At 60.9% G+C, this 26,942-nt stretch carries 22 protein-coding genes, 2 tRNA genes and 2 pseudogenes; 7 read left to right on the top strand and 19 right to left on the bottom strand.

Features of this window, described 5'->3' with window-relative positions; all coding sequences use genetic code 11:
• Positions 1 to 23: 23 nt before the first annotated feature.
• The 4 genes from rpsR to rnr all read right to left on the bottom strand — a co-directional run bounded on the left by rpsR (position 24) and on the right by rnr (position 4,335).
• Positions 24 to 254: a 30S ribosomal protein S18 gene (gene rpsR / locus AB4O23_RS01385; protein ID WP_003171373.1), complete on the bottom strand. Its 231-nt coding sequence runs from the start codon at positions 252 to 254 to the stop codon at positions 24 to 26.
• A gap of 29 nt (positions 255 to 283) precedes the next feature.
• Complete coding sequence (gene rpsF, locus AB4O23_RS01390) at positions 284 to 706, bottom strand: 30S ribosomal protein S6 (RefSeq protein ID WP_003171371.1); 423 nt, start codon at positions 704 to 706, stop codon at positions 284 to 286.
• A 246-nt stretch (positions 707 to 952) separates the two neighbouring features.
• Positions 953 to 1,708: a 23S rRNA (guanosine(2251)-2'-O)-methyltransferase RlmB gene (rlmB, locus tag AB4O23_RS01395; protein WP_003217493.1), complete on the bottom strand. Its 756-nt coding sequence runs from the start codon at positions 1,706 to 1,708 to the stop codon at positions 953 to 955.
• The gene (gene rnr / locus AB4O23_RS01400; RefSeq protein ID WP_065879438.1) at positions 1,705 to 4,335 is read right to left on the bottom strand and encodes a ribonuclease R; all 2,631 of its coding nucleotides are present in this window, start codon (positions 4,333 to 4,335) and stop codon (positions 1,705 to 1,707) included. The genes rlmB and rnr overlap by 4 nt, the downstream gene beginning before the upstream one ends.
• Positions 4,336 to 4,559: 224 nt before the next feature.
• Between rnr and AB4O23_RS01405 the strand changes: the two genes are divergently transcribed.
• From AB4O23_RS01405 to AB4O23_RS01425, 5 genes are all read left to right on the top strand, one after another.
• Positions 4,560 to 4,646 (top strand) — tRNA-Leu (locus tag AB4O23_RS01405).
• A gap of 153 nt (positions 4,647 to 4,799) precedes the next feature.
• A tRNA-Leu gene (locus AB4O23_RS01410) sits at positions 4,800 to 4,886 on the top strand.
• A gap of 144 nt (positions 4,887 to 5,030) precedes the next feature.
• Positions 5,031 to 6,056: an extracellular solute-binding protein gene (locus AB4O23_RS01415; protein WP_017526413.1), complete on the top strand. Its 1,026-nt coding sequence runs from the start codon at positions 5,031 to 5,033 to the stop codon at positions 6,054 to 6,056.
• Complete coding sequence (locus tag AB4O23_RS01420) at positions 6,056 to 7,621, top strand: ABC transporter permease (RefSeq protein ID WP_065879440.1); 1,566 nt, start codon at positions 6,056 to 6,058, stop codon at positions 7,619 to 7,621. Before AB4O23_RS01415 ends, AB4O23_RS01420 begins: the two co-directional genes overlap by 1 nt.
• A 233-nt stretch (positions 7,622 to 7,854) precedes the next feature.
• Complete coding sequence (locus AB4O23_RS01425; protein WP_068931592.1) at positions 7,855 to 8,787, top strand: IS110 family transposase; 933 nt, start codon at positions 7,855 to 7,857, stop codon at positions 8,785 to 8,787.
• Between the two features lie 199 nt (positions 8,788 to 8,986).
• Here AB4O23_RS01425 and AB4O23_RS01430 read toward each other — a convergent pair.
• The 13 genes and pseudogenes from AB4O23_RS01430 to AB4O23_RS01490 form a co-directional block, all read right to left on the bottom strand.
• Positions 8,987 to 9,502: pseudogene (locus tag AB4O23_RS01430) on the bottom strand (methyl-accepting chemotaxis protein); the annotation flags it as partial.
• A gap of 390 nt (positions 9,503 to 9,892) precedes the next feature.
• Positions 9,893 to 10,948, bottom strand: a pseudogene (locus AB4O23_RS01435) (methyl-accepting chemotaxis protein); the annotation flags it as partial.
• 112 nt (positions 10,949 to 11,060) lie between these two features.
• On the bottom strand, positions 11,061 to 12,350 hold the full coding sequence (locus AB4O23_RS01440; RefSeq protein WP_065879441.1) for an adenylosuccinate synthase: 1,290 nt from the start codon (positions 12,348 to 12,350) through the stop codon (positions 11,061 to 11,063).
• A gap of 54 nt (positions 12,351 to 12,404) precedes the next feature.
• Positions 12,405 to 13,592 carry an ATP phosphoribosyltransferase regulatory subunit gene (locus tag AB4O23_RS01445; RefSeq protein ID WP_017526417.1) on the bottom strand — a complete coding sequence of 396 codons (1,188 nt, stop codon included), beginning with the start codon at positions 13,590 to 13,592 and terminating at the stop codon, positions 12,405 to 12,407.
• Between the two features lie 293 nt (positions 13,593 to 13,885).
• Complete coding sequence (gene hflC / locus AB4O23_RS01450) at positions 13,886 to 14,752, bottom strand: protease modulator HflC (RefSeq protein ID WP_010213607.1); 867 nt, start codon at positions 14,750 to 14,752, stop codon at positions 13,886 to 13,888.
• A complete protein-coding gene (gene hflK / locus AB4O23_RS01455; protein WP_017526418.1) occupies positions 14,752 to 15,927 on the bottom strand; it encodes an FtsH protease activity modulator HflK in 1,176 nt (391 codons plus the stop codon). Before hflK ends, hflC begins: the two co-directional genes overlap by 1 nt.
• A gap of 96 nt (positions 15,928 to 16,023) precedes the next feature.
• Positions 16,024 to 17,325: a ribosome rescue GTPase HflX gene (hflX, locus tag AB4O23_RS01460; protein ID WP_017526419.1), complete on the bottom strand. Its 1,302-nt coding sequence runs from the start codon at positions 17,323 to 17,325 to the stop codon at positions 16,024 to 16,026.
• Positions 17,326 to 17,337: 12 nt separating this feature from the next.
• On the bottom strand, positions 17,338 to 17,598 hold the full coding sequence (gene hfq / locus AB4O23_RS01465) for an RNA chaperone Hfq (RefSeq protein WP_003188059.1): 261 nt from the start codon (positions 17,596 to 17,598) through the stop codon (positions 17,338 to 17,340).
• Between the two features lie 94 nt (positions 17,599 to 17,692).
• On the bottom strand, positions 17,693 to 18,664 hold the full coding sequence (gene miaA / locus AB4O23_RS01470) for a tRNA (adenosine(37)-N6)-dimethylallyltransferase MiaA (protein ID WP_017526420.1): 972 nt from the start codon (positions 18,662 to 18,664) through the stop codon (positions 17,693 to 17,695).
• Positions 18,664 to 20,580 carry a DNA mismatch repair endonuclease MutL gene (gene mutL / locus AB4O23_RS01475; protein WP_411736588.1) on the bottom strand — a complete coding sequence of 639 codons (1,917 nt, stop codon included), beginning with the start codon at positions 20,578 to 20,580 and terminating at the stop codon, positions 18,664 to 18,666. The genes miaA and mutL overlap by 1 nt, the downstream gene beginning before the upstream one ends.
• On the bottom strand, positions 20,580 to 22,001 hold the full coding sequence (locus AB4O23_RS01480; RefSeq protein ID WP_460150370.1) for an N-acetylmuramoyl-L-alanine amidase: 1,422 nt from the start codon (positions 21,999 to 22,001) through the stop codon (positions 20,580 to 20,582). Before AB4O23_RS01480 ends, mutL begins: the two co-directional genes overlap by 1 nt.
• A 15-nt stretch (positions 22,002 to 22,016) precedes the next feature.
• Positions 22,017 to 22,487, bottom strand: coding sequence for a tRNA (adenosine(37)-N6)-threonylcarbamoyltransferase complex ATPase subunit type 1 TsaE (gene tsaE, locus AB4O23_RS01485; protein ID WP_135196328.1), 471 nt, complete (start codon positions 22,485 to 22,487; stop codon positions 22,017 to 22,019).
• Positions 22,475 to 23,335: an NAD(P)H-hydrate dehydratase gene (locus AB4O23_RS01490; protein WP_460061865.1), complete on the bottom strand. Its 861-nt coding sequence runs from the start codon at positions 23,333 to 23,335 to the stop codon at positions 22,475 to 22,477. Before AB4O23_RS01490 ends, tsaE begins: the two co-directional genes overlap by 13 nt.
• Before the next feature lie 63 nt (positions 23,336 to 23,398).
• Here AB4O23_RS01490 and queG point away from each other — a divergent pair, with 63 nt between their 5' ends.
• Positions 23,399 to 24,463 carry a tRNA epoxyqueuosine(34) reductase QueG gene (gene queG, locus AB4O23_RS01495; RefSeq protein WP_460150372.1) on the top strand — a complete coding sequence of 355 codons (1,065 nt, stop codon included), beginning with the start codon at positions 23,399 to 23,401 and terminating at the stop codon, positions 24,461 to 24,463.
• Here the strand turns inward: queG and AB4O23_RS01500 are convergent.
• Positions 24,460 to 25,077 (bottom strand): trimeric intracellular cation channel family protein, encoded by a 618-nt coding sequence (locus tag AB4O23_RS01500; RefSeq protein WP_175404229.1) that lies wholly within the window; start codon positions 25,075 to 25,077, stop codon positions 24,460 to 24,462. The genes queG and AB4O23_RS01500 overlap by 4 nt on opposite strands.
• A gap of 175 nt (positions 25,078 to 25,252) precedes the next feature.
• Positions 25,253 to 25,795 (bottom strand): oligoribonuclease, encoded by a 543-nt coding sequence (orn, locus tag AB4O23_RS01505; RefSeq protein WP_017526427.1) that lies wholly within the window; start codon positions 25,793 to 25,795, stop codon positions 25,253 to 25,255.
• A gap of 109 nt (positions 25,796 to 25,904) precedes the next feature.
• On the opposite strand from orn, the gene rsgA reads away from it, so the two are divergent.
• Positions 25,905 to 26,936 carry a small ribosomal subunit biogenesis GTPase RsgA gene (gene rsgA / locus AB4O23_RS01510; protein ID WP_003171340.1) on the top strand — a complete coding sequence of 344 codons (1,032 nt, stop codon included), beginning with the start codon at positions 25,905 to 25,907 and terminating at the stop codon, positions 26,934 to 26,936.
• Positions 26,937 to 26,942: the final 6 nt, after the last annotated feature.

The following is a 26,942-nucleotide window of genomic DNA, read 5'->3' on the forward strand; positions in this document are numbered from 1 at the left end:
TACTACTTGTCGACTGCCCGGTCTCAGCGGCCGTGGCTGTCGGTGTAGGCCAGCAGGGCCAGGAAGCGGGCGCGCTTGATAGCGGTGGCCAGCTGACGCTGATAACGTGCTTTGGTACCGGTGATACGGCTTGGAACAATTTTGCCGGTCTCGGATACGTAGGCTTTCAGAGTGTTGAGATCTTTGTAATCGATCTCCTTCACTTCTTCAGCGGTGAAGCGGCAAAACTTACGACGACGGAAGAAACGTGCCATTTGATAGGCTCCTTAATAAGGTCCGTGGATTACTCGTCAGCGTTATCGCTGCTGTCGCTGTCATCACTGTCAGCGCTATCAGCGCCTTCGTGCTCAGGACGGTCGCGACGCTCACGGCGCTCACTGCGGTTTTCTTCAGCCTTGAGCATCTCGGATTGGCCGGTAACGGCTTCTTCGCGACGGATGACCAGGTTACGGATCACTGCATCGTTGTAGCGGAAGTTGTCTTCCAGCTCGGCCAGGGCCTTGCCGGTGCACTCAACGTTCAGCATCACGTAGTGAGCCTTGTGAACATTGTTGATTGCGTAGGCCAGTTGACGACGGCCCCAATCTTCCAGACGGTGGATTTTGCCGCCGTCTTCTTCGATCAGCTTGGTGTAACGCTCAACCATGCCGCCGACTTGCTCGCTTTGATCCGGGTGGACCAAAAAGATGATTTCGTAATGACGCATGAATGCTCCTTACGGGTTGTAGCCTGCCGCTCAAAAACGGTCAGACAAGGAGTGAATGACACTTATGGATCTTGCCGCAAGGGAGGCACATGCGTGCCTGCCGAGTGGGCAAGGGGCGCAATTGTAGAGAAGGGGGAGAAAGGGCGCAAGGTGATTGGTGATTATTTGAACAATCTCTCAGACACCCCAGAAACAACTGTGGGAGGGGCTTGCCCCTCCCACAGGTTGGATCCATGCCAAGCCTGATTACTTCTTGGCCTTGGCCTTGGCGCCACGCTGACGCTGGGCTTCAAACAAGCACACGCCGGTCGCAACCGACACGTTCAGGCTGCTGACGCTACCGGCCATCGGCAGGTGCACCAAGTAGTCGCAATGCTCACGCGTCAGGCGACGCATGCCTTTGCCTTCGGCGCCCATGATCAGGATGGTCGGCCCGGTGAGGTCCTGGTCATAAATGCTGACCTCGGCCTCCCCCGCCGTACCCACGACCCACAGGCCGCGCTGTTGGAGTTTCTCCAACGTGCGCGCCAGGTTGGTCACGGCGACCAGTGGAATCACTTCCGCCGCACCGCAGGCCACTTTACGCACCACCGGCGTCAGGGTTGCCGACTTGTCTTTAGGCACGATCACCGCCAGCGCACCCGCCGCATCCGCCGAGCGCAGGCAGGCGCCGAGGTTGTGCGGGTCGGTCACACCGTCCAGCACCAACAACAGCGGCGCGCCTTCGGTACGGTCGAGCAGTTCGTCGAGCATGGCTTCGCCCCACACCTGGCTCGGGCTGACGTCCGCGACCACGCCCTGGTGAACGCCTTCGACCCACACGTCCATTTCCCGGCGCTCGGCCTGGCCGATGGCAACCTTGTTCTGGTTGGCCAGTTCGACCAGCGCTTGCACGCGCGGCTCGCTGCGACCTTCCGCCAACCACACCTGCTTGACGCGTTTAGGGTGGTGACGCAGCAGTGCTTCTACGGCATGCACGCCGTAGATTTTTTCCAGACTCATGACTTGGCCTTAGGTTTGCGCGACCCGCCGCTTTTCGCGGGGGCCGAACCCGCTTTTGGCGGGCCTTTACGATGCTTACTGGGTTTGCTCGACGGTTTTTCCGCCGCGTGGGACTTTCCCCCAGACGCCGCTTTACCACCGCTTTTGGCTTCGTTGAGCAACTGCTGCTTCAACTCGCGGCTTTTGCGCAATTCAGCATTTTTAGCCGCTGCGTCGCTGGGGCGGTAGGCTTCGGGGGCCTTGTCCTTGGCCGACGAACGCCGACCGGCCTTGGCCGGTTCAGGCTCAGCGGTTTTAGCAGGAGCACCTTTACCTTTGGTCGCCGGCGCCGCGGTTTCGCTGCCGCGCTTTTTACGGCCCGTCGGCGATTCGGCGGGTTTGTCAGGCATGCCGAAGTCGATCTTGCGCTCGTCGAGGTCGACGCGCATGACCTGCACTTCCACCGTGTCGCCCAGGCGGAAGCTGCGACCGGTGCGCTCGCCCGCCAGGCGGTGGTGCACGGGATCGAAGTGGTAGTAATCACCCGGCAAGGCGGTGACGTGCACCAGGCCCTCGACGTAGATATCGGTCAGCTCGACGAACAAACCAAAGCCGGTCACGGCGGTGATCACACCAGGGAACGATTCGCCCACGCGGTCTTTCATGAACTCGCACTTGAGCCAGTTCACCACGTCGCGGGTGGCTTCGTCGGCGCGGCGCTCGCTCATGGAGCACTGCTCGCCCAACTGTTCCAGGGCCGCCTCGTCGTACGGATAGATCCGCGCTTTCGGAATGGTCATGGCACCGGCGCGCTTGACGTGCGGGGTGTTCTGCTTGGAGTGGATCACGCTGCGGATCGCGCGGTGCGTGAGCAGGTCCGGGTAACGACGGATCGGCGAGGTGAAGTGGGTGTACGCCTCGTAATTCAGGCCGAAGTGGCCTTGGTTATCGGCGCTGTACACCGCCTGGCTCAGTGAGCGCAGCATCACCGTCTGGATCACGTGGTAATCCGGACGATCCTTGATGCTGGCCAGCAGTGCCTGGTAATCCTTCGGCGTCGGGCCTTCCTTGCCTTTGTGCAGGGACAGGCCGAGCTCGCCGAGGAAGGCGCGCAGTTTTTCCAGGCGCTCCGGCGGCGGGCCGTCGTGCACGCGGTACAACGCAGGAATCTCGTGCTTCTTGAGGAATTCAGCAGTGGCCACGTTGGCCGCCAGCATGCACTCTTCGATCAGCTTGTGCGCATCGTTACGGGTGGTCGGGGTGATCGCGGCGATCTTGCGCTCGGAGCCGAAGACAATCCGGGTTTCCTGGGTTTCAAAATCGATCGCGCCACGCACGTGACGGGCACCCAGCAACACCTTGTACAGCGAATAAAGCTGCTTGAGGTGCGGCACGACACCGGCGTACTCGGTACGCAGGGCCTTGGCTTCGCTGGTCTTCGGCGTTTCCAGGATGGTGCTGACCTTGTTGTAGGTCAGGCGCGCCTGGGAGTGAATCACCGCCTCGTAGAACTGGTAGTCGGTCATTTCGCCGGTTTTGGAGATGGTCATCTCGCACACCATGGCCAAACGGTCGACTTTCGGGTTCAGCGAGCACAGGCCGTTGGACAGCTGCTCAGGCAGCATCGGGATCACGCGCTCAGGGAAGTACACGGAGTTGCCGCGCACCTGGGCCTCGTTATCCAGGGCCGAACCGATCTTCACGTAGCTGGACACGTCGGCAATCGCGACGAATAGCTTCCAGCCGCCGGAGAACAGGCGCAGCTTGCCGGGCTTGGCTTCGCAGTAGACCGCATCGTCAAAGTCGCGGGCATCTTCACCGTCGATGGTGACGAACGGCAGATGGCGCAGGTCGATGCGTTTTTCTTTGTCTTTCTCTTCGACTTCAGGCTTGAGCTTGGCGGCTTCTTTGAGCACGGCCTCAGGCCAGACGTGAGGAATATCGTAGGTGCGCAGGGCAACGTCGATTTCCATGCCCGGCGCCATGTAGTTGCCGACCACTTCAACGATATCGCCCTGGGGCTGGAAGCGCGCGGTTGGCCAGTGGGTGATTTTCACCTCGACGAACTGGCCGACCTTGGCGGCGCCATTGCGGCCCGGGGTGATCAGCACTTCCTGCTGCACCTTCGGGTTATCCGGCACCACAAAGCCGATACCGCCTTCTTCGAAGTAACGGCCGACAATAGACTCGTGGGCACGGGACACCACTTCGACGATCACGCCTTCACGGCGACCACGACGGTCCAGGCCGGAAACACGTGCCAACGCACGGTCGCCATCGAACACCAGACGCATTTGCGCCGGGCTCATGAACAGGTCGTCGCTGCCGTCGTCCGGGATCAGGAAGCCAAAGCCGTCACGGTGGCCGGCGATGCGGCCGAGGATCAGATCGAGCTTGTCTACCGGCGCATAGGTGCCACGACGGGTGTAGATCAGTTGAGCGTCGCGCTCCATGGCACGCAAACGGCGGCGCAGGGCTTCGAGTTGGTCTTCGGTGGTCAGACCGAATTCTTCAACCAACTGCTCACGGCTAGCAGGCGAACCCCGATCGGCGAGATGCGCCAGGATCAGTTCGCGGCTAGGAATAGGGTTTTCATATTTTTCCGCTTCACGAGCGGCCTCGGGATCGAGGGACTGCCAATCGGCCATTAGAGAGTTTTCACCTTGTCTATATGCGGGTTAGTTTGGCATACGCGTATTGAAACGGGAAACTTCAGGTATCAACAAGCGTTTAAAAGCGCTTTATCGCCCTCGGCGCACACGTTGCACGACCATTGGCGAAATTTTCCAGGCTTTTTTAATGCAAGGGGTTTACAGCCAAAAATCCACTCCGTATAGTGCGCGCCATCGACGACGGCAACGTTGAAGATACTGCCCAGATGGTGAAATTGGTAGACACGCCAGCTTCAGGTGCTGGTGGCCGCAAGGCCGTGGAAGTTCGAGTCTTCTTCTGGGCACCACATTCAGATCAAACCCGCGAAAGCGGGTTTTTTCGTTTAAAGCCTTTGATTTTTAACGAGAATCTCGATTTATTTTTTTGAATCAGGGGTTTACAGATCAAAAAGCCCGCCGTATAGTTCGCCCCATCAACAGCGGCAACGTTGCTTGATAATGCCCAGGTGGTGAAATTGGTAGACACGCCAGCTTCAGGTGCTGGTGATCGCAAGGTCGTGGAAGTTCGAGTCTTCTCCTGGGCACCAAATTCAGATCAAACCCGCGAAAGCGGGTTTTTTCGTTTCCGGGGTTTAAAAAACTTACCCGCATGGGCAGTCATGCCGCACTTGAGAAACTTTATCGTTTATCCTTGCAATGATTTGTTGCATCTCAAGTGAGGAAAACCCCGGATGATGATCCGCGATACCCGTCTCAAGACATCCCTTCTGCGTGGCCTGACCATCACTCTACTCGGCCTGACCCTGCTCTCGCCCGCCGCCCATTCTGCCGACAAGGTGTCCCTGACCCTGTACAACGGCCAGCACAAAGAAGTCGGCGACGAACTCGCCAAGGCCTTCGAGGCCAAGACCGGCATCCACGTCAATGTGCGCAAAGGCAGCAGCAACCAGCTCGCCAGCCAGGTTGTTGAAGAAGGCGAGCGCTCTCCCGCCGACGTGATCTATACCGAAGAATCGCCACCCCTGAACAAACTCGGCGAACAAGGCCTGCTTGCCAAGATCGACGCCGGCACCCTCGATGTACTGCCCAAGGATTACGTCGGCCGCAACGGCGACTGGATGGGCGTGACCGCCCGCACTCGCGTGGTGGCGTTCAACCCGAAATTGATTGCCGAGAAAGACCTGCCCAAATCGGTGCTGGATTTCGCCGGCCCCGAATGGCAAGGCAAAGTTGGCTTCGTGCCTACCAGCGGTGCGTTCCAGGAACAGGCCGTGGCGATCATCAAGCTGCACGGCCGTGAAGCCGCTGAAGAATGGCTGACCGGTCTACGCGCCTTCGGCAAGGTGTACAGCAACAACATGGTCGCTCTCAAAGCCGTGGAGAATGGCGAAGTGGCCACCGTCCTGGTGAACAACTATTACTGGTTTGCCCTGAAGAAAGAAAAAACCAATCTGGATTCGCAGCTGCACTACTTCACCAACGGCGACGCCGGCGGCCTGATCACCGTGTCGTCCGCTGCCGCGCTGAAATCCAGCAAGCACCCCCAGCAAGCCCAGCAACTGCTGGCGTTCATGGCCAGCGAAGAAGGCCAACGCGTGATTACCAATACCTCGGCGGAATACCCGCTGCGCAAAGGCATGCAATCGAACCGTGGCCTCAAGCCGTTCAGCGAACTACAACCGCCCAACGTTACGCCAGCAGACCTGGGCAACGCCGAAGAAGCGCTGGAGCTGGAACGTGACGTTGGCTTGAACTGATGAACCCATCGCTGCCCGCCCCCGCCCTGCGCGGGGGTTTTAGCCCCCGACGCAAACGCCCCTCGATCTGGCTGCTGCTCCCCGTGCTGTTTCTGGTTGGCTTGAGCCTGCTGCCGCTGGCCTACGTCGGGCTCAAAGCCTGGCAGGCAGGCTGGGCAGAGGCGGTGCATTTGTTGTGGCGACCTTATGTATTCGGGCTGCTGCGCAACACCCTGGCGCTGATGGCCGGCGTGACGGTGACTTGCTGCGTGATCGGGCTGTCCCTGGCCTGGTTGCTGGAGCGCAGCAACCTGCCGGGGCGACGTATCTGGGGCGTAATCCTATGCCTGCCGTTTGCCGTGCCGGCGTTTATCAGCAGCTTTACCTGGGTGTCGCTGAGCGCCAACTTCGAAGGGCTGGGCGGGGCGATCCTGGTGATGAGCCTGTCCAAATACCCGTTGGTGTTTTTGCCGGTAGCGGCGACGCTGCGCAATCTTGACCCCTCCCTGGAAGAATCCGCCCGCACCCTGGGCCTGAATCGCTGGGGCGTGTTCCGGCGCATCACGCTGCCGTTGCTGTGGCCGTCCTTAGTGGCCGGGGCGCTGCTGATTGCCCTGCACATGCTGGTCGAGTTCGGCGCCTTGTCGATTATTGGCCTGCAAACCTTCACCACAGCGATCTATCAGCAATTCGAACTGGAATTCAGCAATGCCAACGCCGCGATGCTCTCGGCGGTGTTGCTGATGATGTGCCTGAGCCTGTTGTGGCTGGAGCTGCGCGTGCGGGGCAAAGGCCGTCATGTGCGCATCGGCCAGGGTGCCGCACGGCATGCCGGGCAGGTCAAGCTGGGCAAGTGGGCGCCGTTGGGCCAGGCGTATTGCCTCGCGCTGGCGATCATTGGCAGCGGCATTCCTCTGGGGATGCTCGGCTATTGGTTGGCCGTAGGGTCGTCGGCGGCGTTTCCAGTGGCGCAAATCAGCGAGGCACTGCTGTCCTCCCTGGCGCTATCGCTGGGTGGCGCGGCGCTATGCCTGGTGCTGGCGGTGCCGGTGGGGTTGCTGGTGGTGCGCTACAAGGGCCAACTGGCGATCTGGGCCGAACGCCTGCCGTATCTGCTGCATGCCCTGCCCGGCCTGGTTATTGCGCTGACCCTGGTGTATTTCGCCCTGCATTACGTGCCCGCGCTGTACCAGACGTCGGCGCTCCTGCTGATCGCCTACGCGCTGTTGTTTTTACCGCTGGCCCAGGCGCCGATTCGCACGGCGCTGAACAAGGCGGCACCGCAGTTGGAAGAGGCGGCGCGCACGCTCGGCGCCTCATCGTTCAGTGCGTTTTGCCGCGTGACCTTGCCGATTATCTTCCCGGCGCTGGGTGCGGCGTTTGCGCTGGTGTTCCTGGATGCGATGAAGGAGCTGACCGCAACCTTGCTGCTCAGCCCGACAGGGCTCAACACCTTGGCCACGGCCGTGTGGGCGCATACCTCGAATGTAGAATTCGCGGCGGCGGCGCCTTATGCGGCGTTGTTGATTCTGGTGTCGGGGTTGCCGGTTTACCTGCTCACGACGCGGATGTATTTGAGCCGCTGAGATTGCTATCGGGAGCAAGCCCCCTTGTGTCTTGATACGGGATTAAGCTGAGAGTGAGAGGGTGAGTGGCAAGCTGAATGCCCGAAGTGCTTAAAGCACGTGTGGGAGCCCATGCTGCCACTCACTTCTCCGCTCTGGACATGAGCCCGAACAGTTGAACGAGCCCACCTCGAACAGTTACAAGCGTGGGCCAAGCCAGAGCGCTCTCACTTTTAGTGTAAGAGGGTTTGGCTATGTTTTCCTATCCAGCAGGCATTGATGTTTCCAAGGACAGCCTTGAAGCTCGAGTTCATCAGGTTGACGTTGGGGTAAATTGCGCTAACGCCGAAGAAGATTTCCCTGGGTTGATTGGGTGGCTATTGCTTCACCAGGTCGGACGCGTGGTGTTGGAGGCTACTGGCGGTTATGAGCGCAAAGTCATGAAGGCGCTTCAGGCTGCGGGCCTTAATGTCATCTGCGTCAATCCCCGTCGGGCCAAGAGTTTTTCCAGGGCGATGGGGCAACACGCTAAAACCGACCCGATAGACGCAAAGTCTCTTGCGCAGTTCGCAGCGGTTCTCGACTCACCAAGCAGCCGAATCACCAGCCCGGAACATGACGAGTTGCGCGCGTTAGTCCAGCAGCGAGAGAACTTTGTTCAGCAGAGGGACGATGACAGAAGGCGCCTGAAAACAGCCTCCTGCGACGTAGTAAAACCGGCGTTGCAGAGCCATATCGACTACTTGAGCAAGGCTGTGAACGCGATAGAGCAGCTGATTCGCGAAACCGCCAACAGGCTAGACCGCGAAAAAGTCGAACGCCTGTGCTCAGTTAAGGGCATCGGGCTCATTACGGCGGCTAGCCTAATGGCATATCTGCCGGAGCTGGGCGAGATTGGCAGGCGTCCGATCACGGCGCTAGCGGGCCTCGCTCCGTATAACAACGACAGTGGGAAACACCAAGGTGCGCGTCACATTAGCGGCGGGAGGTTTTCCGTGCGTCGCTCGCTCTACATGGCCTGCTGGGTTGTCATCCGGGAACAGCCTGAATTCCAGGCCCGCTATAAAGCACTGCGCGACAAAGGCAAACGCGCAAAAGTTGCGCTAATTGCATGCATGCGTGTTTTGTTAGTCAGGCTGAACGCGATGCTGCGTTATAGAGCCGAATGGAAAGAACACGCTGCCTGAATCTGCAGCGATGTGTGGTTGAAGGTCACACGGCTTGAAGCTGTGGGAGCTTGGCTGTCTTAAAAAGCGATGCCAAAGTTAGGGTCATCAAGACAGTTGCTCCCACATTTGACTTCATTCCAAAGATGAAACCCGGTCAGGTGTGGGAGGGGCGGTGCGACGATTCGACTGGCTCCCGATGCGGCCGACACAGACACCGCTAAGCCCTGAACTGCCCCAAACTCGCCTTCAACTGCGCCGCCAAGCCATCCAGCACCTTGCCACTGGCGGTCGTTTCCACCACCGCCTGGGCAGCGCGCTCAGCCTGGGCATGAATCACCTCGACCCGCCCACGCACCGCATGCGCGCCCTGAGCCTGATGCTCCGCCGCGCGCGTCGCCAGACCAATTGCCGCATGCACCTGCTCCACCGAGGCCTGCACCGTCTGCTGCAACCGCACGCTGTCGCGCAGCACCAATAACCCTTCACTGGCCTGGCGCCCGGCCTTGCCGATGGTCTCCACCGCTTCACGCGCCCCCTGTTGCAACGCGACGATATGCGCTTGGATATCGCCCGTGGAGCTTTGGGTCTTGCTCGCCAGCGCACGCACTTCGTCCGCCACCACCGCAAAGCCGCGCCCGGTTTCCCCGGCGCGCGCGGCCTCGATGGCTGCGTTGAGCGCGAGCAAGTTGGTTTGCTCGGCAATGCCATGAATGACCGTCAGCACCACCTCGATCTGTTCGCTTTGCTGGGCCAGACGCTCGATCACCTGAGAACCGGCCTGGACCTGCCCGGCCAAGGCTTCGATCAAACTGCCGACCTCGGCCGAGGTGCGTGAGTTTTCATCCGTGGCCTGGCGAATATCCACGACCTGCTGCAAGGCCGCCTGCATGGCATGGCTTTCGGCCTGGGCTTCCTCGGCCATCTGCTCAAGGGCACGCAAGCTCTCGGCCACTTCATCGCGCTGCAGGCCGGCCGCGGCATCGGCACCCGCATTGCGCAGCGTCATGGCGCCAATCTCCACGCCGGTACGCTGGGCCACATCGCCCGCCTCGCGCACGATCGGCTGCAACTTATCCACAAAGCGATTGACCGCCGAGGCCATATCGCCGATTTCATCCTTACTGCTGATCTGCACGCGCTTGGTGAGGTCGCCCTCGCCCGCCGCCAGGTCGTCCATGGCCGCAATCAGCAGCTTCAGGCGATTGACTACGCGACGGCCGAGCACGACGGCGATCAGCAGCAACACGCCGAAACCGACCACCGCCAGCCCCATGCCGATGCGCCAGCGCAAAGTACCGGCGGCCTCCTGCACGGCACCGGTGGTGTTGGCGGTCATCTGGGTGGCGGTGGCTTGCGCCGACTGCAGGCGGGCGCCCATGGCGGCGGCACTGTCTGCGGCAGCCCCCTTGAGGCTGTCGCCGACCAGTTGATCGCCGCTGGCGATCAGGGCGGCAAAACGCTTGTCCAGCGCCTGCAGGTCAGCCTCCACCGACGCGGTCGACACGCCCATAAGCACCTTACCGATCTCAACGCCGTTGGGGCTGATGGACGCCTCGACGTAGAACACCGAAGGGTCATTTTTCGCGGCATTGAGCACCTTGTCCAAGGCGCGGTCGCCCTGGCCTTTTTCCAGCAACGCCTTGTTGATCGGGTTTTCGCGGTTCAGGTAGCGGGTCAAATGCTCGCCCGCCGCATCGTCGTAGACCACAAACAGCACGTTAGGATTGCGCTGGGCACGCCGGGCAAACTCAGACAGTGTCGGCACATCGCTGTCCCACATGGCGCGAGGCGCCACCGAGGCCAGCAGTTGCGCCATGTCATTGGCAGAGTCTCGCAGGTCTTTTTCCAAGGTCGCGCGCAGTTGCTTCTGCTCTTCCTGCAGGCGCGAGGAAAGCCCGGCGGTCAGACGCTGGCGCGTGCTGGCGGACAGGCTGTCCAGGCTGGATGTAACTTCTTTGCCGGCCTGCGCCAACTCGCCAGACAGCTTCTGACTATCGACACCCAGCCGAGCGCCTAAATCGGCCTCCAGCGCAGTGACAGTGCTCCGAGTCAGCGCCACCGCCACCAGCACCTGCACCAAAAGGGCGATACCTAGGGTAACGAACACCGGCCGCAACAGACGGCTTTGTAACAATGAGAGAACGGCAGACATCGGTAATCCCTCCACCACGGGTGCCATTAATTTGATAGCACCGCGAAAGAAGGAATTACAGCAAGGGTCGTGCCGCTTGGCGAACAGAAACGAAAAAGGGCTCCCGAGGGAGCCCTTTCCTTTTTACATCAACAGCTTATTAAGCGAACGGATGACGCAGAACGATGGTTTCGTTGCGGTCCGGGCCCGTCGAAATAATGTCAATCGGCGCGCCGATCAGCTCTTCAACGCGTTTGATGTAGGCACGAGCGTTGGCCGGCAGCTCTTCCAGGGTCTTGGCACCCACGGTCGACTCGCTCCAGCCCGGCACTTCTTCGTACACAGGCTGCAGGCCCACGTAGCTGTCAGCGTCGGTCGGCGCAACACTGTTGCCTTGCGCGTCTTTGTAGCCGACGCAGATATTGATGGTTTCGAGGCCGTCAAGTACGTCCAGCTTGGTCAGGCAGATGCCCGAGATGCTGTTTACATCGATAGCGCGACGCAGGATAACCGCATCGAACCAGCCGCAACGACGGGCACGACCGGTCGTAGCGCCGAACTCGTGACCTTGCTTGGCCAGGTGCGCACCGACTTCGTCGAACAGCTCAGTCGGGAACGGACCCGAACCTACGCGAGTGGTGTAAGCCTTGGTGATGCCCAGGATGTAGTCCAGGAACATCGGGCCAACGCCCGAACCGGTGGCCACGCCGCCAGCGGTGGTGTTGGAGCTGGTCACGTACGGGTAGGTGCCGTGGTCGATGTCCAGCAACGAACCTTGGGCGCCCTCGAACATGATGTCCTTGCCGGCGCGACGCAGGTCGTGCAGCTCGGCGGTCACGTCCAGCATCAGCGGCTTGAGCAGCTCGGCGTATTCCTTGCACTCGGCCAGGGTCTTGTCGAACTCGATGGCCGGCTCTTTGTAGTAACCGACCAGCATGAAGTTGTGGTAGTCCACCAGTTCACGCAGCTTGTCTTCAAAGCGCGGCATGTTGAGCAAGTCGCCTACACGCAGGCCACGACGCGCAACCTTGTCTTCGTAGGCTGGGCCGATGCCACGACCGGTGGTGCCGATCTTCAGCTCGCCACGCGCCTTTTCACGGGCCTGGTCCAGCGCAACGTGGAAGGACAGGATCAGCGGGCAGGACGGGCTGATACGCAGGCGCTCACGCACCGGTACGCCTTTCTCTTCCAGCTTGGTGATCTCGCGCAGCAGGGCATCCGGTGCAACCACCACGCCGTTGCCGATCAGGCACTGCACGCCTTCGCGCAGGACACCCGAAGGGATCAGGTGCAAGACGGTTTTTTCGCCATCGATAACCAGCGTGTGGCCAGCGTTGTGGCCGCCTTGGTAGCGCACTACGGCGGCAGCATGTTCGGTCAGCAGATCAACGATCTTGCCTTTGCCCTCATCACCCCATTGGGTGCCCAGGACTACGACATTCTTACCCATAACACTTGTCCTCATTCGCGCAAACTTGGTGCCGGCGATGGCCGGCAGGAAAACTCAAGAAGCCAGTGGCGATACTTGCCAAAGCCCGTTCTGCAGAATCAATTGCCGGTCGCAGTCCGCTTCACGGGCGGCGGCCAATGGTTGCCCAGGCAAGGCCTGCACAACACGCTGACCCTCACTGCGCAACTGGCAGACCTGCTGCCAGAGTGCCGCGTCCGTACTGTCGGGCATCCAAATGCCACCAGACGGCAGCTCGACCTCAGCACGCCCCAGGGTCACCAGGGTTTTCAAATCGGTGGAGAAACCAGTGGCCGGACGCGCGCGACCGAAGTCAGCGCCGATATCGTCATAACGACCACCTTGGGCAATGGCTTGGCCAACACCCGGAACGAACACCGCGAACACCACACCCGTGTGGTAGTGGTAACCGCGCAGCTCGCCCAAATCAAAGTACAACGGCAACTGCGGGAAACGTGCCGACAATCGCTCGGCAATCGCCAGCAGGTCGTCGAGTGCCGCCAGCACCGGCGCCGGCGCATTCGCCAGGCGCTCGCGTGCAGCCACCAACACTTCGCGGCCGCCGCACAGGTTGACCAGCGCCCGCAGCATAGCGGCCAGGTCGGCCGGCACGCCTTCGGTCAGGGCGATGACTTCATCGATAGCCTTGCGCTGCAGGGCATCGAACAACTGTTGCTCAACCTCACCCGACAAACCGGCCGCACGGGCCAGGCCACGGTAAATGCCGACGTGGCCCAGGTCCATGTGGACATCCGGTACGTCAGCCAGTTGCAGCATGGCCAGCATCAAGCTGATCACTTCGACATCGCTGCTCGGGCTGGCGTCGCCGTACAACTCGGCGCCCAACTGGATCGGGCTACGGGACGACGACAAGGCACGCGGCTGAGCATGCAGCACGCTGCCGGCGTAGCACAGGCGGCTCGGGCCTTCACGACGCAGGGTGTGCGCATCGATGCGCGCCACTTGCGGCGTGATGTCGGCACGGAAACCCATTTGCCGGCCCGACTGCGGGTCGATGACCTTGAAGGTGCGCAGATCCAGGTCCTGGCCCGCGCCGGTCAGCAGGGATTCCAGGTACTCGATATGCGGGGTCACGACAAACTCGTAACCCCAGCTCTGGAACAGATCCAACACCTGGCGACGCGCTACTTCAATGCGCGCCGCCTCCGGTGGCAGTACTTCTTCGATGCCATCTGGCAGCAGCCAGCGGTCTACCGTTGCCATTACGCCATTCCCCTTAGATCCGGGCGGCCAGCCCTCGGTCGAGCCTTGAGTGAAGCAGAAAATACCCGGCCCTCGCATAAACCACGCGCAAGAGCGACGTGACGAACGGCCTGCCAGCGGCCTCGTCGGGCACTTTCCTCGAAAAACCTGTCACGCCTGCCGAATCAAACATGCAGACGCAAAAAAGCCGGGAATTTCCCGGCTGCCGCATCATACACCCGTTTTCTGAAAGGATCACCCCGCCAGGCGTTTTAGCCGCCCGACGGAGTGTGTCCTACACAGTGACGAGCTGATTACTTGGATTTTTCCAGGTAGCGGAAGAAGTCGCTACTTGGGTCCAGCACCATGACGTCGGTTTTGTTCGCAAAGCTTTCACGGTAGGCACGCAGGCTACGATAGAACGCATAGAACTCCTGGTCCTGACCGTAGGCCTTGGCATAGATTGCCGCGGCTTGAGCGTCGCCATCACCACGGGCCTCTTCAGACTCGCGATAGGCCTCTGCCAGAAGGACACGACGCTGACGGTCGGCATCCGCACGGATACCTTCAGCCAGTTCGTTACCCTTGGCGCGGTGCTCACGGGCTTCACGCTCACGCTCGGTGCTCATGCGCTCGAACACACTGCGGTTCACTTCTTTGGGCAGGTCGATCGCCTTGACCCGGACATCGACCACTTCGATACCCAGCTCTTTTTCAGCCATCGTGTTCAGCGAACGCGTGATATCAGCCATCAGCGCGTCACGCTCACCGGATACCACCTCGTGCAGGGTGCGCTTACCAAACTGGTCACGCAGGCCCGACTCCAGACGGCGCGACAAACGCTCGTCGGCGATCTGCTTGAGGCCGGAGGTCGCGGTGTAGAAGCGTTCGGCATCCTTGACGCGCCACTTGGCGTAGGCGTCAACCATCACGGCTTTCTTTTCCAGGGTCAGGAAGCGTTGTGTCGGTGCATCCAGGGTCATCAGGCGGGCGTCGAACTTGCGCACCTGGTTGACGTAGGGGACTTTCACATGCAGGCCCGGCTGGACATCCGCCTGGACCACGCGACCGAATTGCAGCAGCACCGCACGCTCGGTCTGAGCCACGATGTAGAAGCAGTTCCAGGCAGCGATGACCACGACGACGCCCACAATCAGGGCGGTCAGCGATTTATTGCTCATCAACGACTCTCCCTGGTACGTGTTTGCTGTTGCAGCAAGTCAGCGGCCGCACGGGCGCTCGCTTCGTTGGCAGCGGCATTCGAACCGGTGGACGGCGCGCTGGTGCCACTACGACCACCTTCGATCATCTTGTCCAGCGGCAGGTACAGCAGGTTGTTCTGCCCACCCTTGCTGCCGGTCACGAGAACCTTGCTGGTGTTGCTGAAGACTTCCTGCATGGTGTCCAGGTACAGACGCTGGCGAGTGACTTCAGGTGCCTTGCGGTACTCGACGACCAACTTGGTAAAGCGATCCGCCTCACCCTTGGCGCGCGAGACCACTTCGTCGCGGTAACCGTTGGCATCTTCGATGATGCGCTGGGCCTGGCCACGGGCCTCCGGCACCACGCCATTGGCGTAGGTTTCGGCCTGGTTACGCGAACGCTGCTCGTCTTCACGCGCGCGGATCACGTCATCGAAGGCTTCCTGCACTTCACGCGGTGCCGCTGCGCTCTGTACGTTCACCTGGGTCACAGTGATACCGGTGCGGTAGGTGTCGAGGAACCGTTGCAGGCGCTCCTTGATTTCGCTGGCCATCAATTCACGACCTTCGGTCAGCACCTGGTCCATGGCGGTGGAACCCACCACATGGCGCAGGGCGCTTTCGGTGGCGTGTTGCAGGCTGATTTCCGGCTGATCAACGTTCAGCACGAAGTCCTGCAGGTTGCTGATCTTGTACTGCACGGTCAGCGGCACTTCGACGATGTTTTCGTCTTCAGTCAGCATCTGGCCCTGCTTGGTGTAGGCACGCTCACGCGTGACGTTCTCCATGTACTTCTTGTCGATCGGCGGGAAGTAGATGTTCAGGCCTGGCCCGACCGTCTCGTAGTACTTGCCGAAGCGCAGCACCACAGCCTGCTCCTGCTCGTCCACGACGTAGACAGCGCTGTACAGCCAGACGGCCGCCAGTACGACAAGACCCAGGCCCAGCAGGCCATAGCCACCGCCCTTGCTTGTGCGACCGCCGTCGTCACCACCCCGTTTTTTTCCACCACCGAACAACCCATTCAGGCTTTCCTGCAGCTTTCGGAAGGCCTCGTCGAGATCTGGTGGCCCCTTGCGGTCGCCATTATTGCGGCGTTTACCACCCCAAGGATCCTGATTATTCGAGTTGCCACCCGGCTCATTCCAAGCCATAGCGCTCTCCATCTGATAAAGCAAAGACGCACCCACGGCGCGCCGACCAATGCTACAGAATGCCTGCTACTGCGGCACAACCGCTTTCGGAGGCTTTTATTGCAAAGTGTGTTGTTCGATGAACTCTGTCGGTACAACGCCTTCACGGCTGACCAGCCGATTGAGCTCCGAGCGCGGCAATCGAACGGCCAGCAAGCTGACACCTTCTTCGTCGTGTTCTTCTTTCTGTACCGCGCCCAGCTCGAAAAACTGTGCACGCAGTCGAGCAAAACGCTGAGGCAAGCGCAAGGTGCCGACAAACAAATCGCTGCCGAGCAATTCGGCAATGGCTTGTTCAAGCAGCTCCAAACCACTGCCATCGCGCGCCGACAGCCATACCCGTTGGGGCTTGCCGTTCTCGTCGCGCTGAATTTGCGGCTCAACGCCCTCAAGCAAATCGAGTTTGTTATAGACCTCGAGGATCGGCAAGTCCTGGGCCCCGATCTCGCCCAACACCACCATTACCTGCTCGATCTGCAACATGCGATCCGGCTCAGCCGCATCGATCACGTGCAGCAGCAGGTCGGAGTTGCTCGACTCTTCGAGCGTAGACCGAAATGCCTCGACCAGTTTGTGTGGCAGGTGGCGAATGAAACCCACGGTGTCGGCCAGGACAATCGGCCCCAGGTCGTCGATATCCAGACGGCGCAAGGTCGGGTCGAGGGTGGCGAACAGTTGGTCGGCCGCGTACACGTCGGATTTGGTCACGTTGTTGAACAGCGTGGACTTGCCGGCGTTGGTATAGCCCACCAGGGAGACGGTCGGGATATCCGCACGTGAACGGCCACGTCGCGATTGCTCGCGCTGGCTACGTACTTTTTCCAGACGCCCCTTGATCTGGCGCAGGCGAACCCGCAGCAGGCGCCGGTCGGTTTCCAGTTGGGTTTCACCAGGGCCGCGCATGCCGATACCGCCACCCTGACGCTCAAGGTGAGTCCAACCGCGAACCAGCCGCGTGCTCATGTGGTCAAGCTGGGCCAGTTCGACCTGGAGCTTGCCTTCATGGGTACGGGCGCGCTGGGCGAAAATATCGAGAATCAGGCCGGTACGGTCGATCACGCGACACTCGAAAACACGTTCGAGGTTACGTTCCTGACTGGGCGTGAGGGTATGGTTGAAGATCACCAGATCGGCTTCTTCGGCGTGTACAAGGTCGCGCAGCTCCTCGACCTTGCCGCTGCCAATCAGGTATTTGGCGGTTGGCCGATGACGCGGCACGTTAAAAAACGCAACGGTCTCGGCGCCGGCAGAATTTGCCAACTCCTGAAACTCCTGCGGATCTTCGCGCGCCTCAGGGTCCTGTCCATCCAAGTGAACGAGGATCACTCGCTCACCACCACCGTGGCGCTCAAAGAACAAAGGAGACTCCTATCAGGCGTTACCTGGCTCAGCGTCACCCTGTTCATCACCTGCTGCGCTAGGCAGACGGATTGGACGAACTGGAACGACTGTCGAGATAGCGTGTTTGTAGACCATTTGGCTGACGGTGTTTTTCAGCAGGATCACGAATTGGTCGAACGACTCGATCGTGCCTTGCAGTTTGATACCGTTGACCAGGTAGATGGAAACCCCCACTTTCTCTTTACGTAAAGTATTCAAGTAAGGGTCTTGTAGCGAATGCCCTTTTGACATGTGCCGCACTCCTTTAAGGATCAATAATAAAAAATCGGAAAATAGGTAGCTCATGGCCGTCACACCCCCAAGGATAGACGGCAATTGCAAGGACTCAGCTCAATATGGAGACCGTTCCCAAGTATTTCAAGGTGCGTGACAGATTGTCGCTGTCCAGACTGTCCAACCAGTGCAAATCGCTCCAGCTGCGCAGCCAGGTGAACTGGCGCTTCGCCAATTGGCGCGTGGCAATGATGCCGCGCTCCTGCATTTCGGCTGACGTCAGCTTGCCATCCAGATGGTCCCAGACTTGGCGGTAGCCTACAGCACGTATCGAAGGCAGCCCTGGGTGCAGGTCACCTCGTGAACGCAGTGCTACGACCTCGTCGATAAACCCCTGTTCCAACATAATTGTGAATCTTTGTGCAATTCGATCATGCAGCACCTGGCGATTTGCCGGAGCGATAGCCAGATTCGCCACAGTATAGGGCAATTGTGACTGTCCAGATGCGCCTGCATCAGCACTTTGCGCAGTTTGTTTCAGCCGCAGTTCAGTCATGGTCTGGCCGCTGACACGCCAGACTTCCAAGGCACGGCTGAGCCGCTGGGGATCATTCGGGTGAATCCGCGCGGCGGATACCGGATCCACCGCCGCCAACTGGTCGTGCAGGGCTTGCCAGCCAAGGCGTGCGGCCTCTTCTTCGAGTTCTGCGCGCACTCGGGCATCGGCGGCCGGCATGTCAGCCAAGCCTTCCTGTAAAGCCTTGTAATAGAGCATCGTGCCGCCCACCAGCAGCGGGATGTTGCCCCGCGCCGTGATTTCAGCCATGGCGGCCAGCGCGTCAGTACGAAAATCCGCGGCGCTATAGCTCTCGGCCGGGTCGATGATGTCGATCAGACGGTGCGGATGCTCGGCAAGCAGCTCCTTGGAGGGCTTGGCGGTGCCGATATCCATGCCCCGGTAAACCAGGGCAGAGTCGACACTGATCAGTTCGCATGGCAACACCTTCGTCAGCTCGATGGCCAGGTCGGTCTTGCCGGCGGCCGTGGGGCCCATCAGGAAGATTGCGGGGGGCAAGGCGCTCATCAACGCCCGCGCAAAAACAATTTGTCCAGATCGTCCAGGCCCATCTGGGTCCAGGTCGGTCGGCCATGGTTGCATTGACCGCTGCGCTCGGTGTTTTCCATATCACGCAGCAAACCATTCATTTCCGGCAGGGCCAGGCGGCGATTGGCGCGGATGGCACCGTGACAGGCCATGGTGCCGAGCAATTCGTTGATATGCGCCTGGATACGGTCACTCGTGCCGTACTCCATCAGGTCCGCCAGCACGTCGGCCACCAGCCGGTTGGCTTCGGCTTGCTTGAGCAGCGCAGGAATCTGGCGGATCGCGAGGGTTTCCGGCCCCAGGCGTTGCAGTTCGAAGCCCAGCTTCTGGAATACGCTGTGGTGTTCTTCTGCGCAATCGGCTTCACGCTGGCTCACGGCCAGGGACTCCGGCACCAGCAGTGGTTGGCCGCTGAGGCCTTCGCTGGCCATGGCAATCTTCAGGCGTTCGTACATGATTCGCTCGTGGGCGGCATGCATGTCGACCAGCACCAGCCCGTGGGCGTTTTCAGCGAGGATATAGATGCCTTTAAGCTGCGCCAGCGCATACCCCAGCGGCGGAATATCCCCGCCGCCTTCCGGCAAGGACGCCGCCGCACCCGGCTCGCCCCCCGGCAGTGGCGCAAAGAATTCGCGATAGGCCGCCTGGGCCTCAGCCACCGGTACCGCTGACTGCGGACGCGGCGTGTATTGATATTGATAACCCGCTCCGGCACCGGAACCCGGCGCGGTATAGGTCGGCTGCGACTGCGGCGTTTGCAGCAGGTTGCCCGCCAGGCTCATTTCGCCCTGAGGGCCGAACTCACCGGCCTCGGGACCGCTCGGGCGCACCACCGCCGTCACAATCGGCGCCGACAGTTGATCGTCCGGGCGCACATCGCCCAAGGCTCGGTGCAAGGTGCCGTACAGGAAGTCATGCACCATGCGCCCATCACGGAAGCGCACTTCGTGCTTGGTCGGGTGCACATTGACGTCGACTACCGCAGGGTCGACCTCGAAAAACAGTACGAACGTCGGGTGCCGCCCGTTGAACAACACATCGCGATACGCCTGGCGCACCGCGTGGGCGACCAGTTTGTCGCGTACCGCGCGGCCATTCACAAAGAAGTACTGCAAATCCGCCTGGCTACGGGAGAACGTCGGCAACCCGACCCAGCCCCACAGGCGCAGGCCATTGCGCTCGATCTCAATCGGCAGCGCCTGCTCCAGGAAACCCGCGCCACAGATCGCCGACACTCGACGCGCACGTGCCGCCTCGTCATGGGCTTCGTGCAGGCTGAGGATGGTCTTGCCGTTATGGCGCAGGTGAAATGCCACGTCGAAGCGCGCCAGGGCCAGGCGCTTGATGACTTCTTGCAGGTGATCGAATTCGGTCTTTTCGGCCTTGAGGAATTTGCGCCGCGCGGGGGTGTTGAAGAACAGGTCGCGCACCTCCACCGAGGTACCCACCGGATGCGCCGCCGGCTGGACCCGAGGCGCCATGTCGCGGCCCTCGGTCTCCACTTGCCAGGCCTGCTCGGCGCTGCGCGTGCGGGACGTAAGCGTCAGGCGGGCCACAGAGCTGATCGAGGCCAGGGCCTCACCGCGAAAACCCAGGCTCATCACCCGTTCAAGGTCTTCCAGGTCGCGGATCTTGCTGGTGGCGTGGCGGGCCAGGGCCAGCGGCAGGTCATCGGAGGAGATGCCGCTGCCGTCGTCGCGCACGCGCAGTAACTTGACGCCGCCCTGCTCCACGTCGACATCGATGCGCTTGGCGCCGGAATCGATGCTGTTTTCCAGTAGCTCCTTGATCACCGATGCCGGGCGCTCGACGACTTCGCCCGCCGCGATCTGGTTAGCCAGGCGCGGGCTGAGTAATTCAATACGCGACCCGCTGTTCAAGGTTGATTCGCTCATTACTGTGCCGCCAATTCAGTGCCGGGGATGGTCAATACCTGGCCGACTTTCAGCTCATCCGTCTTCAGGTTATTGGCATTGCGCAACGTCGCCGCCGACACCTGGAAACGCACCGCCAACATCGCCAGGGTGTCGCCGGGCTGAACGCGATGGTCACGCGGGCCCTGGGCAATTTTGCCGGAGTCGCGCAGCCAGGCGATGTAAGTGCCCGGCGGCGGGTTCTGCTGGAAGAACTGGCGCACACCCGCGCTGATGGAGCGCGCCAACGCTTGCTGGTGACTGGCACTGGCGAGCTTCGAGGCTTCGTTGGCGTTGGAGATAAACCCCGTTTCCACCAGGATCGAGGGAATATCCGGCGACTTCAGCACCATGAACCCGGCCTGCTCCACACGCTGTTTGTGCAGGGAGGTCACACGGCCGATGTTGCTCAGGACCTTCTGGACCACGTTCAGGCTGGAAGTCAGCGAGGCGGTCATCGACAGGTCGAGCAGTACGCCGGCGAGCATCTTGTCTTTGTCATCGAGGGACACGTTGCCGGCCCCGCCGATCAGGTCGGAACGGTTTTCGCTGTCGGCCAGCCAACGAGCGGTCTCGGACGTGGCGCCGCGATCAGACAAGGCAAACACCGAAGCGCCGAACGCAGCGGTCGACGGCGCCGCATCGGCGTGGATCGACACGAAGAGGTCAGCGCCTTTCTTGCGGGCGATTTCGGTACGCCCGCGCAATGGAATGAAGTAGTCGCCGGTACGGGTCAGCTCGGCGCGGTAACCTTTCATGCCGTTGACCTGGCGTTGCAGTTCGCGGGCAATGGCCAATACCACGTCTTTTTCATGCTGCCCACGTGAGCCGGAGGCGCCGGGGTCTTCACCGCCGTGGCCGGCATCGATCACCACGATGATGTCGCGCTTGCCGGCCGGCGCCGGTGGTGGTGGCGGCAGCTTGACCTGGGGTTGCGACGGGTTCACCGGCACCGCAGGCACAGTCGCCACGCTCGGGGTTGGCGCAGGCGGGGGTGCGGCATCGGCGGCGTTATCGAACAGGTCGACCACCAATCGGTTGCCATACTGGGCATTCGGGGCCAGGGAGAAGCTTTTCGGCGTCACGACTTTTTTCAGGTCGATGACCACGCGCAAGTCGGTCGGCGTGCGTTGGGCCGAGCGCATGGCGGTGATGGGGGTATTGGCGGTGGACACCTTCAGCGGCGCGGCCAGGGTTGCACCGTTGATGTCGATCACCAGGCGATCAGGCGCCGTGAGGGTAAAGACACTGTGCTGGACCGGGCCAGACAGGTCGAACACCAGTCGCGTGTTATCCGGCGCTCGCCACAGGCGCACACTCTTTACCTGTGAAGCAGCCAGAGCATTGACAGTCATTGCCGCAAGCAACACCCCTACGACAGCAACCAACGCGCGAAAGCGCATACCTAACCCCACCAATTATTTGAATTCCAATGCCAGAGCGGCACACCACGATTCACCGCGCGGGCTCTGGGGCAACAACTTCAGCTGACGTCCGTGCTCATGCGGCGTAATGGTAATGGTCAGGTCCGGCTTTGGCAAAAAGCCTGTGCCTTTATCTGGCCATTCAATCAAACACAGCGGGTCTTCATCGAAGTAATCACGGATGCCCATGAACTCCAGCTCTTCGGGGTCCACCAAGCGATAGAGGTCGAAGTGAAAGGCGCGCAGGTCGCCGATCTCATAGGGTTCGACCAAGGTAAACGTCGGGCTTTTTACCGCGCCCGCATGGCCCAGCCCGCGAATAATCCCACGGGATAACGTGGTCTTGCCCGCCCCCAGGTCGCCTTCGAGGAAGATCAACCCCGCCCCACGTGTGAGCTGGGCAATACGATGACCCAACGCGACCATGGCGTCTTCATCGGCCAGGAAAAGAATTACTTCAGGCACGGCGACTGCTCCTCCAGCAATTGACGAATGGCAGGTATGAGATCGCTGGCTGCCAAGCCGCGACCCAAGGTGCCTTGGCGCTGCCCCGCCGTGGCGTGCAACCACACAGCCAGGCAACTTGCTTCATAAGCCGCCATGCCCTGGGCCAGCAATGCCCCCACCAGGCCGGCCAACACATCGCCCAGGCCCGCCGTGGCCATTGCCGGGTGGCCCTGATCACAGCGGGAAACCCGCCCATCCGGGCTGGCAATCAAACTGCCAGCACCCTTGAGGACAGCGACGGCATTAAATGTCTGGCTCAACGCGCGCGCCACCTTAAGCCGGTCGGCCTGAACCTCTGCTGTCGAAATGCCCAGCAGGCGCGCAGCTTCCCCCGGATGCGGTGTGATCACGCAATTGGCCGGAAGGTTGACGCTACCCGTGGCCAACTGATTCAAGGCGTCCGCGTCCCACACTTGCGGCTGGCGCGCATTGGCGGCGACCGACAACAGGCTGCTACCCCACGAGGCTGCGCCCAAGCCGGGGCCGATGACGATGACCGAGATTTTTTCCAGCAGGCCCATCAGTTGATTGGCAGAACTTACGCCCACGGCCATGAGTTCCGGCAAGCGCGCCAGCGCGGCGGGCACGTGCTCAACGCGGGTGGCCAGCGACACCATGCCCGCGCCACTGCGCAAAGCGCTTTCGGCACTCAGCAACGCTGCGCCGCCGAGGCCACGGTCGCCGCCGATCACCAACAGGTGGCCGAACCGGCCTTTATGGGCGTCCGGAGAACGCGCAGCCAGTTGCGGCAAATGCCCGTGCAACAAGAGCTGAACGTCGGTTATTGGGTGTTTTGTCTGAGGCATGCGTCTTCAAGCTCCGATGTCTGGCAGAATTATACGCATCTAACTTGTGGTTTCCCGTGTCTCATGCCTGCTATTACCTCCGATCTGCCCGCCCTCGCCCAATCGATCAAAGACTGGGGTCGCGAGCTGGGCTTTCAACAAGTCGGCATCAGCGGGCTGGACCTGGCCGAGCATGAACAGCACCTGCAACGCTGGCTCGACGCGGGCTACCACGGCGAAATGGACTACATGGGCGCCCATGGCAGCAAACGTTCCCACCCCGAAGAGTTGGTACCGGGCACCCTGCGCGTGGTGTCGCTGCGCATGGATTATCTGCCAGGCGACTCCCAAATGGCGCAGTTGCTCGCTCAGCCGGAAAAAGCCTACATCTCGCGCTATGCCCTGGGCCGTGACTACCACAAGCTGATCCGCAAGCGCGTGCAGCAACTGGCCGACCGCATTCAGGCGCAGATCGGCCCGTTTGGCTTTCGCGCCTTTGTCGATAGCGCGCCCGTCCTGGAAAAAGCCATTGCCGAGAAAGCCGGGCTGGGCTGGATCGGTAAAAACACCCTGGTGCTCAATCGCAAGGCCGGCAGTTACTTCTTTTTGAGCGAGCTGTTTGTCGACTTGCCGCTGCCGGTGGATGCTCCCCACAGCACCGAACACTGCGGCCGCTGCACCGCTTGCCTGGACATCTGCCCGACCGATGCCTTTATCGGCCCCTACGTGCTGGACGCCCGGCGCTGCATTTCATACCTGACCATCGAACTCAAGAGCGCGATCCCTGAAGACCTGCGCCCGCTGATCGGCAATCGGGTATTCGGCTGCGATGACTGTCAGATCGTTTGTCCGTGGAATCGTTTCGCTCGCCCCACCACCGAAAGCGATTTCAAACCACGGCATAACCTGGATAACGCTGAACTGGCCGAGTTGTTTATGTGGGATGAGGATAAATTTCTCAGCAGCACCGAAGGCTCCCCCCTGCGCCGCGCCGGTTACGAGCGTTGGCTGCGTAACCTGGCGGTGGACCTGGGCAATGCGCCTTCGAGTATTCCGGTGCTGGAAGCCTTGAAGGCGCGCAGGGACTATCCATCGGAGTTGGTGCGCGAACACGTGGAATGGGCGCTGAACAGACACGCTACGCGTTAGTGCACATCATCGTTGTAGACGAACTTGGGCATTTCCCAATGAAAGCGGATCGCCAGCAGTCGCAATAGAAAGCCGCTGAACAACGTCAGCAGAATCGCTTGCTCGCTGGGCAACTCCAGATAAAGACACAGCAAATAGAACCAGGCGGCAAGGAACGACACGCTGGCATACAGCTCACGACGGAAGATCAACGGGATGTCGTTACAGAAGATATCCCTCAGGATGCCGCCGAATACCCCGGTAATCACGCCGCTGACCGACGCCACCAGCATGCCGTGGCCCATTTCCAGGGCAGTCATGCAGCCGATCAGGGTGAAGGCCACCAGGCCGACGGCGTCCAGCGCGAGAAACAGCGAGCGCAGGTGGCGCATCAGCGGCGCGGCAAAGATCGTCACCAGCGCCGCAACCGAGGTCAGCACCAGGTATTCGGGGTGCTTGACCCACGTCAGCGGGTAGTGCCCCAGTAACACGTCGCGCACCGAACCGCCCCCCAACGCCGTCACACAGGCGATCAGCACCACGCCGAACCAGTCCATGCCACGGCGCCCCGCAGAGAGGGCGCCGGTCATGGCTTCGGCGGTGATGGCAATGAGGTAGAGCATCAGCAGCATGATGGTGATCCTGGCAGAGAGGCCGGCAGTCTAATCATTTGCCGAGGGCACCAAAAGGGGGCGCTTGGCGATAAACCGCGTCGCCGGCCATCGGGAGCAAGCCCCCACATTTGAAATGTGTTCACAAATCAAAATGTGTGGGCTTGCCTACGATGGCGTCAGCTCAGTCGCTACAGCTTCAGGCCTTGATGAAATGCTTGCGGTAATGCTGCAGCTCGGCGATCGACTCGCGAATATCATCCAGCGCCAGGTGAGTACTGCCTTTATGGAAGCTGTCTTTGACCTCCGGCGCCCAGCGTGCGGCCAGCTCTTTGAGCGTCGAGACATCCAGGTTGCGGTAGTGGAAGTAGCTTTCGAGCCCTTTCATGTGCGTATAAAGGAAGCGACGGTCCTGGCAGATGCTGTTGCCACAGATCGGCGATTTGCCCTTGGGCACCCATTTTTCCAGGAAGGCGATGGTCTGGGCTTCGGCTTCGGCCATGCTGACGCGGCTGTCGCGCACACGCTGAGTCAGGCCGGAGTTGCCGTGGGTGCGGGTGTTCCACTCGTCCATGGTGGCCAGCACGGCGTCGCTGTGGTGGATGGCGATCACCGGACCTTCGGCCAAGGTGTTGAGGTTGCTGTCGGTGACAATGGTGGCCATCTCGATGATGACGTCGGTGTCGGGGTTCAGACCGGTCATTTCCAGATCGATCCAAATCAGGTTCTGTGGGTTTTGCATGGCTTGATTCTCTTGGCACCTTGGCGTAGCTGCGCAGTTTAGCAGGCGGGGCCGTGCTAGACTCGCGACCGTTTTACCCAAACCTTTGCATTATCGACACGGAACACCAATGGCCAAACGCCAGCTCAACCGCCGCCAAAACTGGCGCATCGAAAAGATTCAAGGTGAACGCGCCGCGCGCGCCGCCAAACGTGAATCCTCCGCCGTAGAAGCGCTTGAAGGCGGCGACCTGGGCCCCGAGCAAACGGGCCTGGTAATCGCGCACTTCGGTGTGCAGGTCGAAGTCGAGGCGCTGGAAGGCGAACTCGCGGGCTCAGTCTCCCGTTGCCACCTGCGCGCCAACCTGCCGGCGCTGGTGACCGGCGACAAAGTGGTATGGCGCGCCGGCAACCAGGGCATCGGCGTGATCGTCGCCCAGTTGCCACGCACCACCGAACTGCGCCGGCCCGACAGCCGCGGCCAGCTCAAGCCGGTGGCGGCCAACGTCGACATGATCGTGATCGTATTCGCCCCCTTGCCCGAGCCTCATGCCAACCTGATCGACCGCTACCTGGTAGCCGCCGAACATGCCGGCATCCGCCCGTTGCTGTTGCTGAACAAGTTCGACCTGATCGACGAACAGAACGCCCCTGCGCTGAATGCGCTGCTGGCGGTCTACCGCACCTTGGGCTACCCGGTGCTGGAAGTGTCGGCCCATCACGGCAATGGCATGGAACAACTGCAACAGCAGTTGGACGGACGCATCAGCGTGTTTGTCGGCCAGTCCGGCGTGGGTAAGTCGTCGCTGGTCAACAGCTTGCTGCCCGAGGTCGACACCCGTGTAGGCCCGCTGTCGGAACTGTCCGGCCAAGGTACGCACACCACCACCACCGCGCGGTTGTTCCACTTCCCCGGCGGCGGCGAACTGATCGACTCCCCGGGCATTCGTGAATTCGGCCTCGGCCACGTGAGCCGCAGCGATGTGGAAGCGGGCTTCATCGAGTTCAACGACCTGATTGGCACCTGTCGCTTCCGCGACTGCAAACACGACCGCGAGCCGGGTTGTGCGTTGCTCAAGGCCCTGGAAGACGGCCGCGTGCAGCAGCAGCGAATGAACAGTTATCGGTCGATTATTGCGAGCTTGCCGGAGAGCAGTTACTAAACCGCC

The organism is Pseudomonas sp. H2_A10, assembly GCF_054680085.1.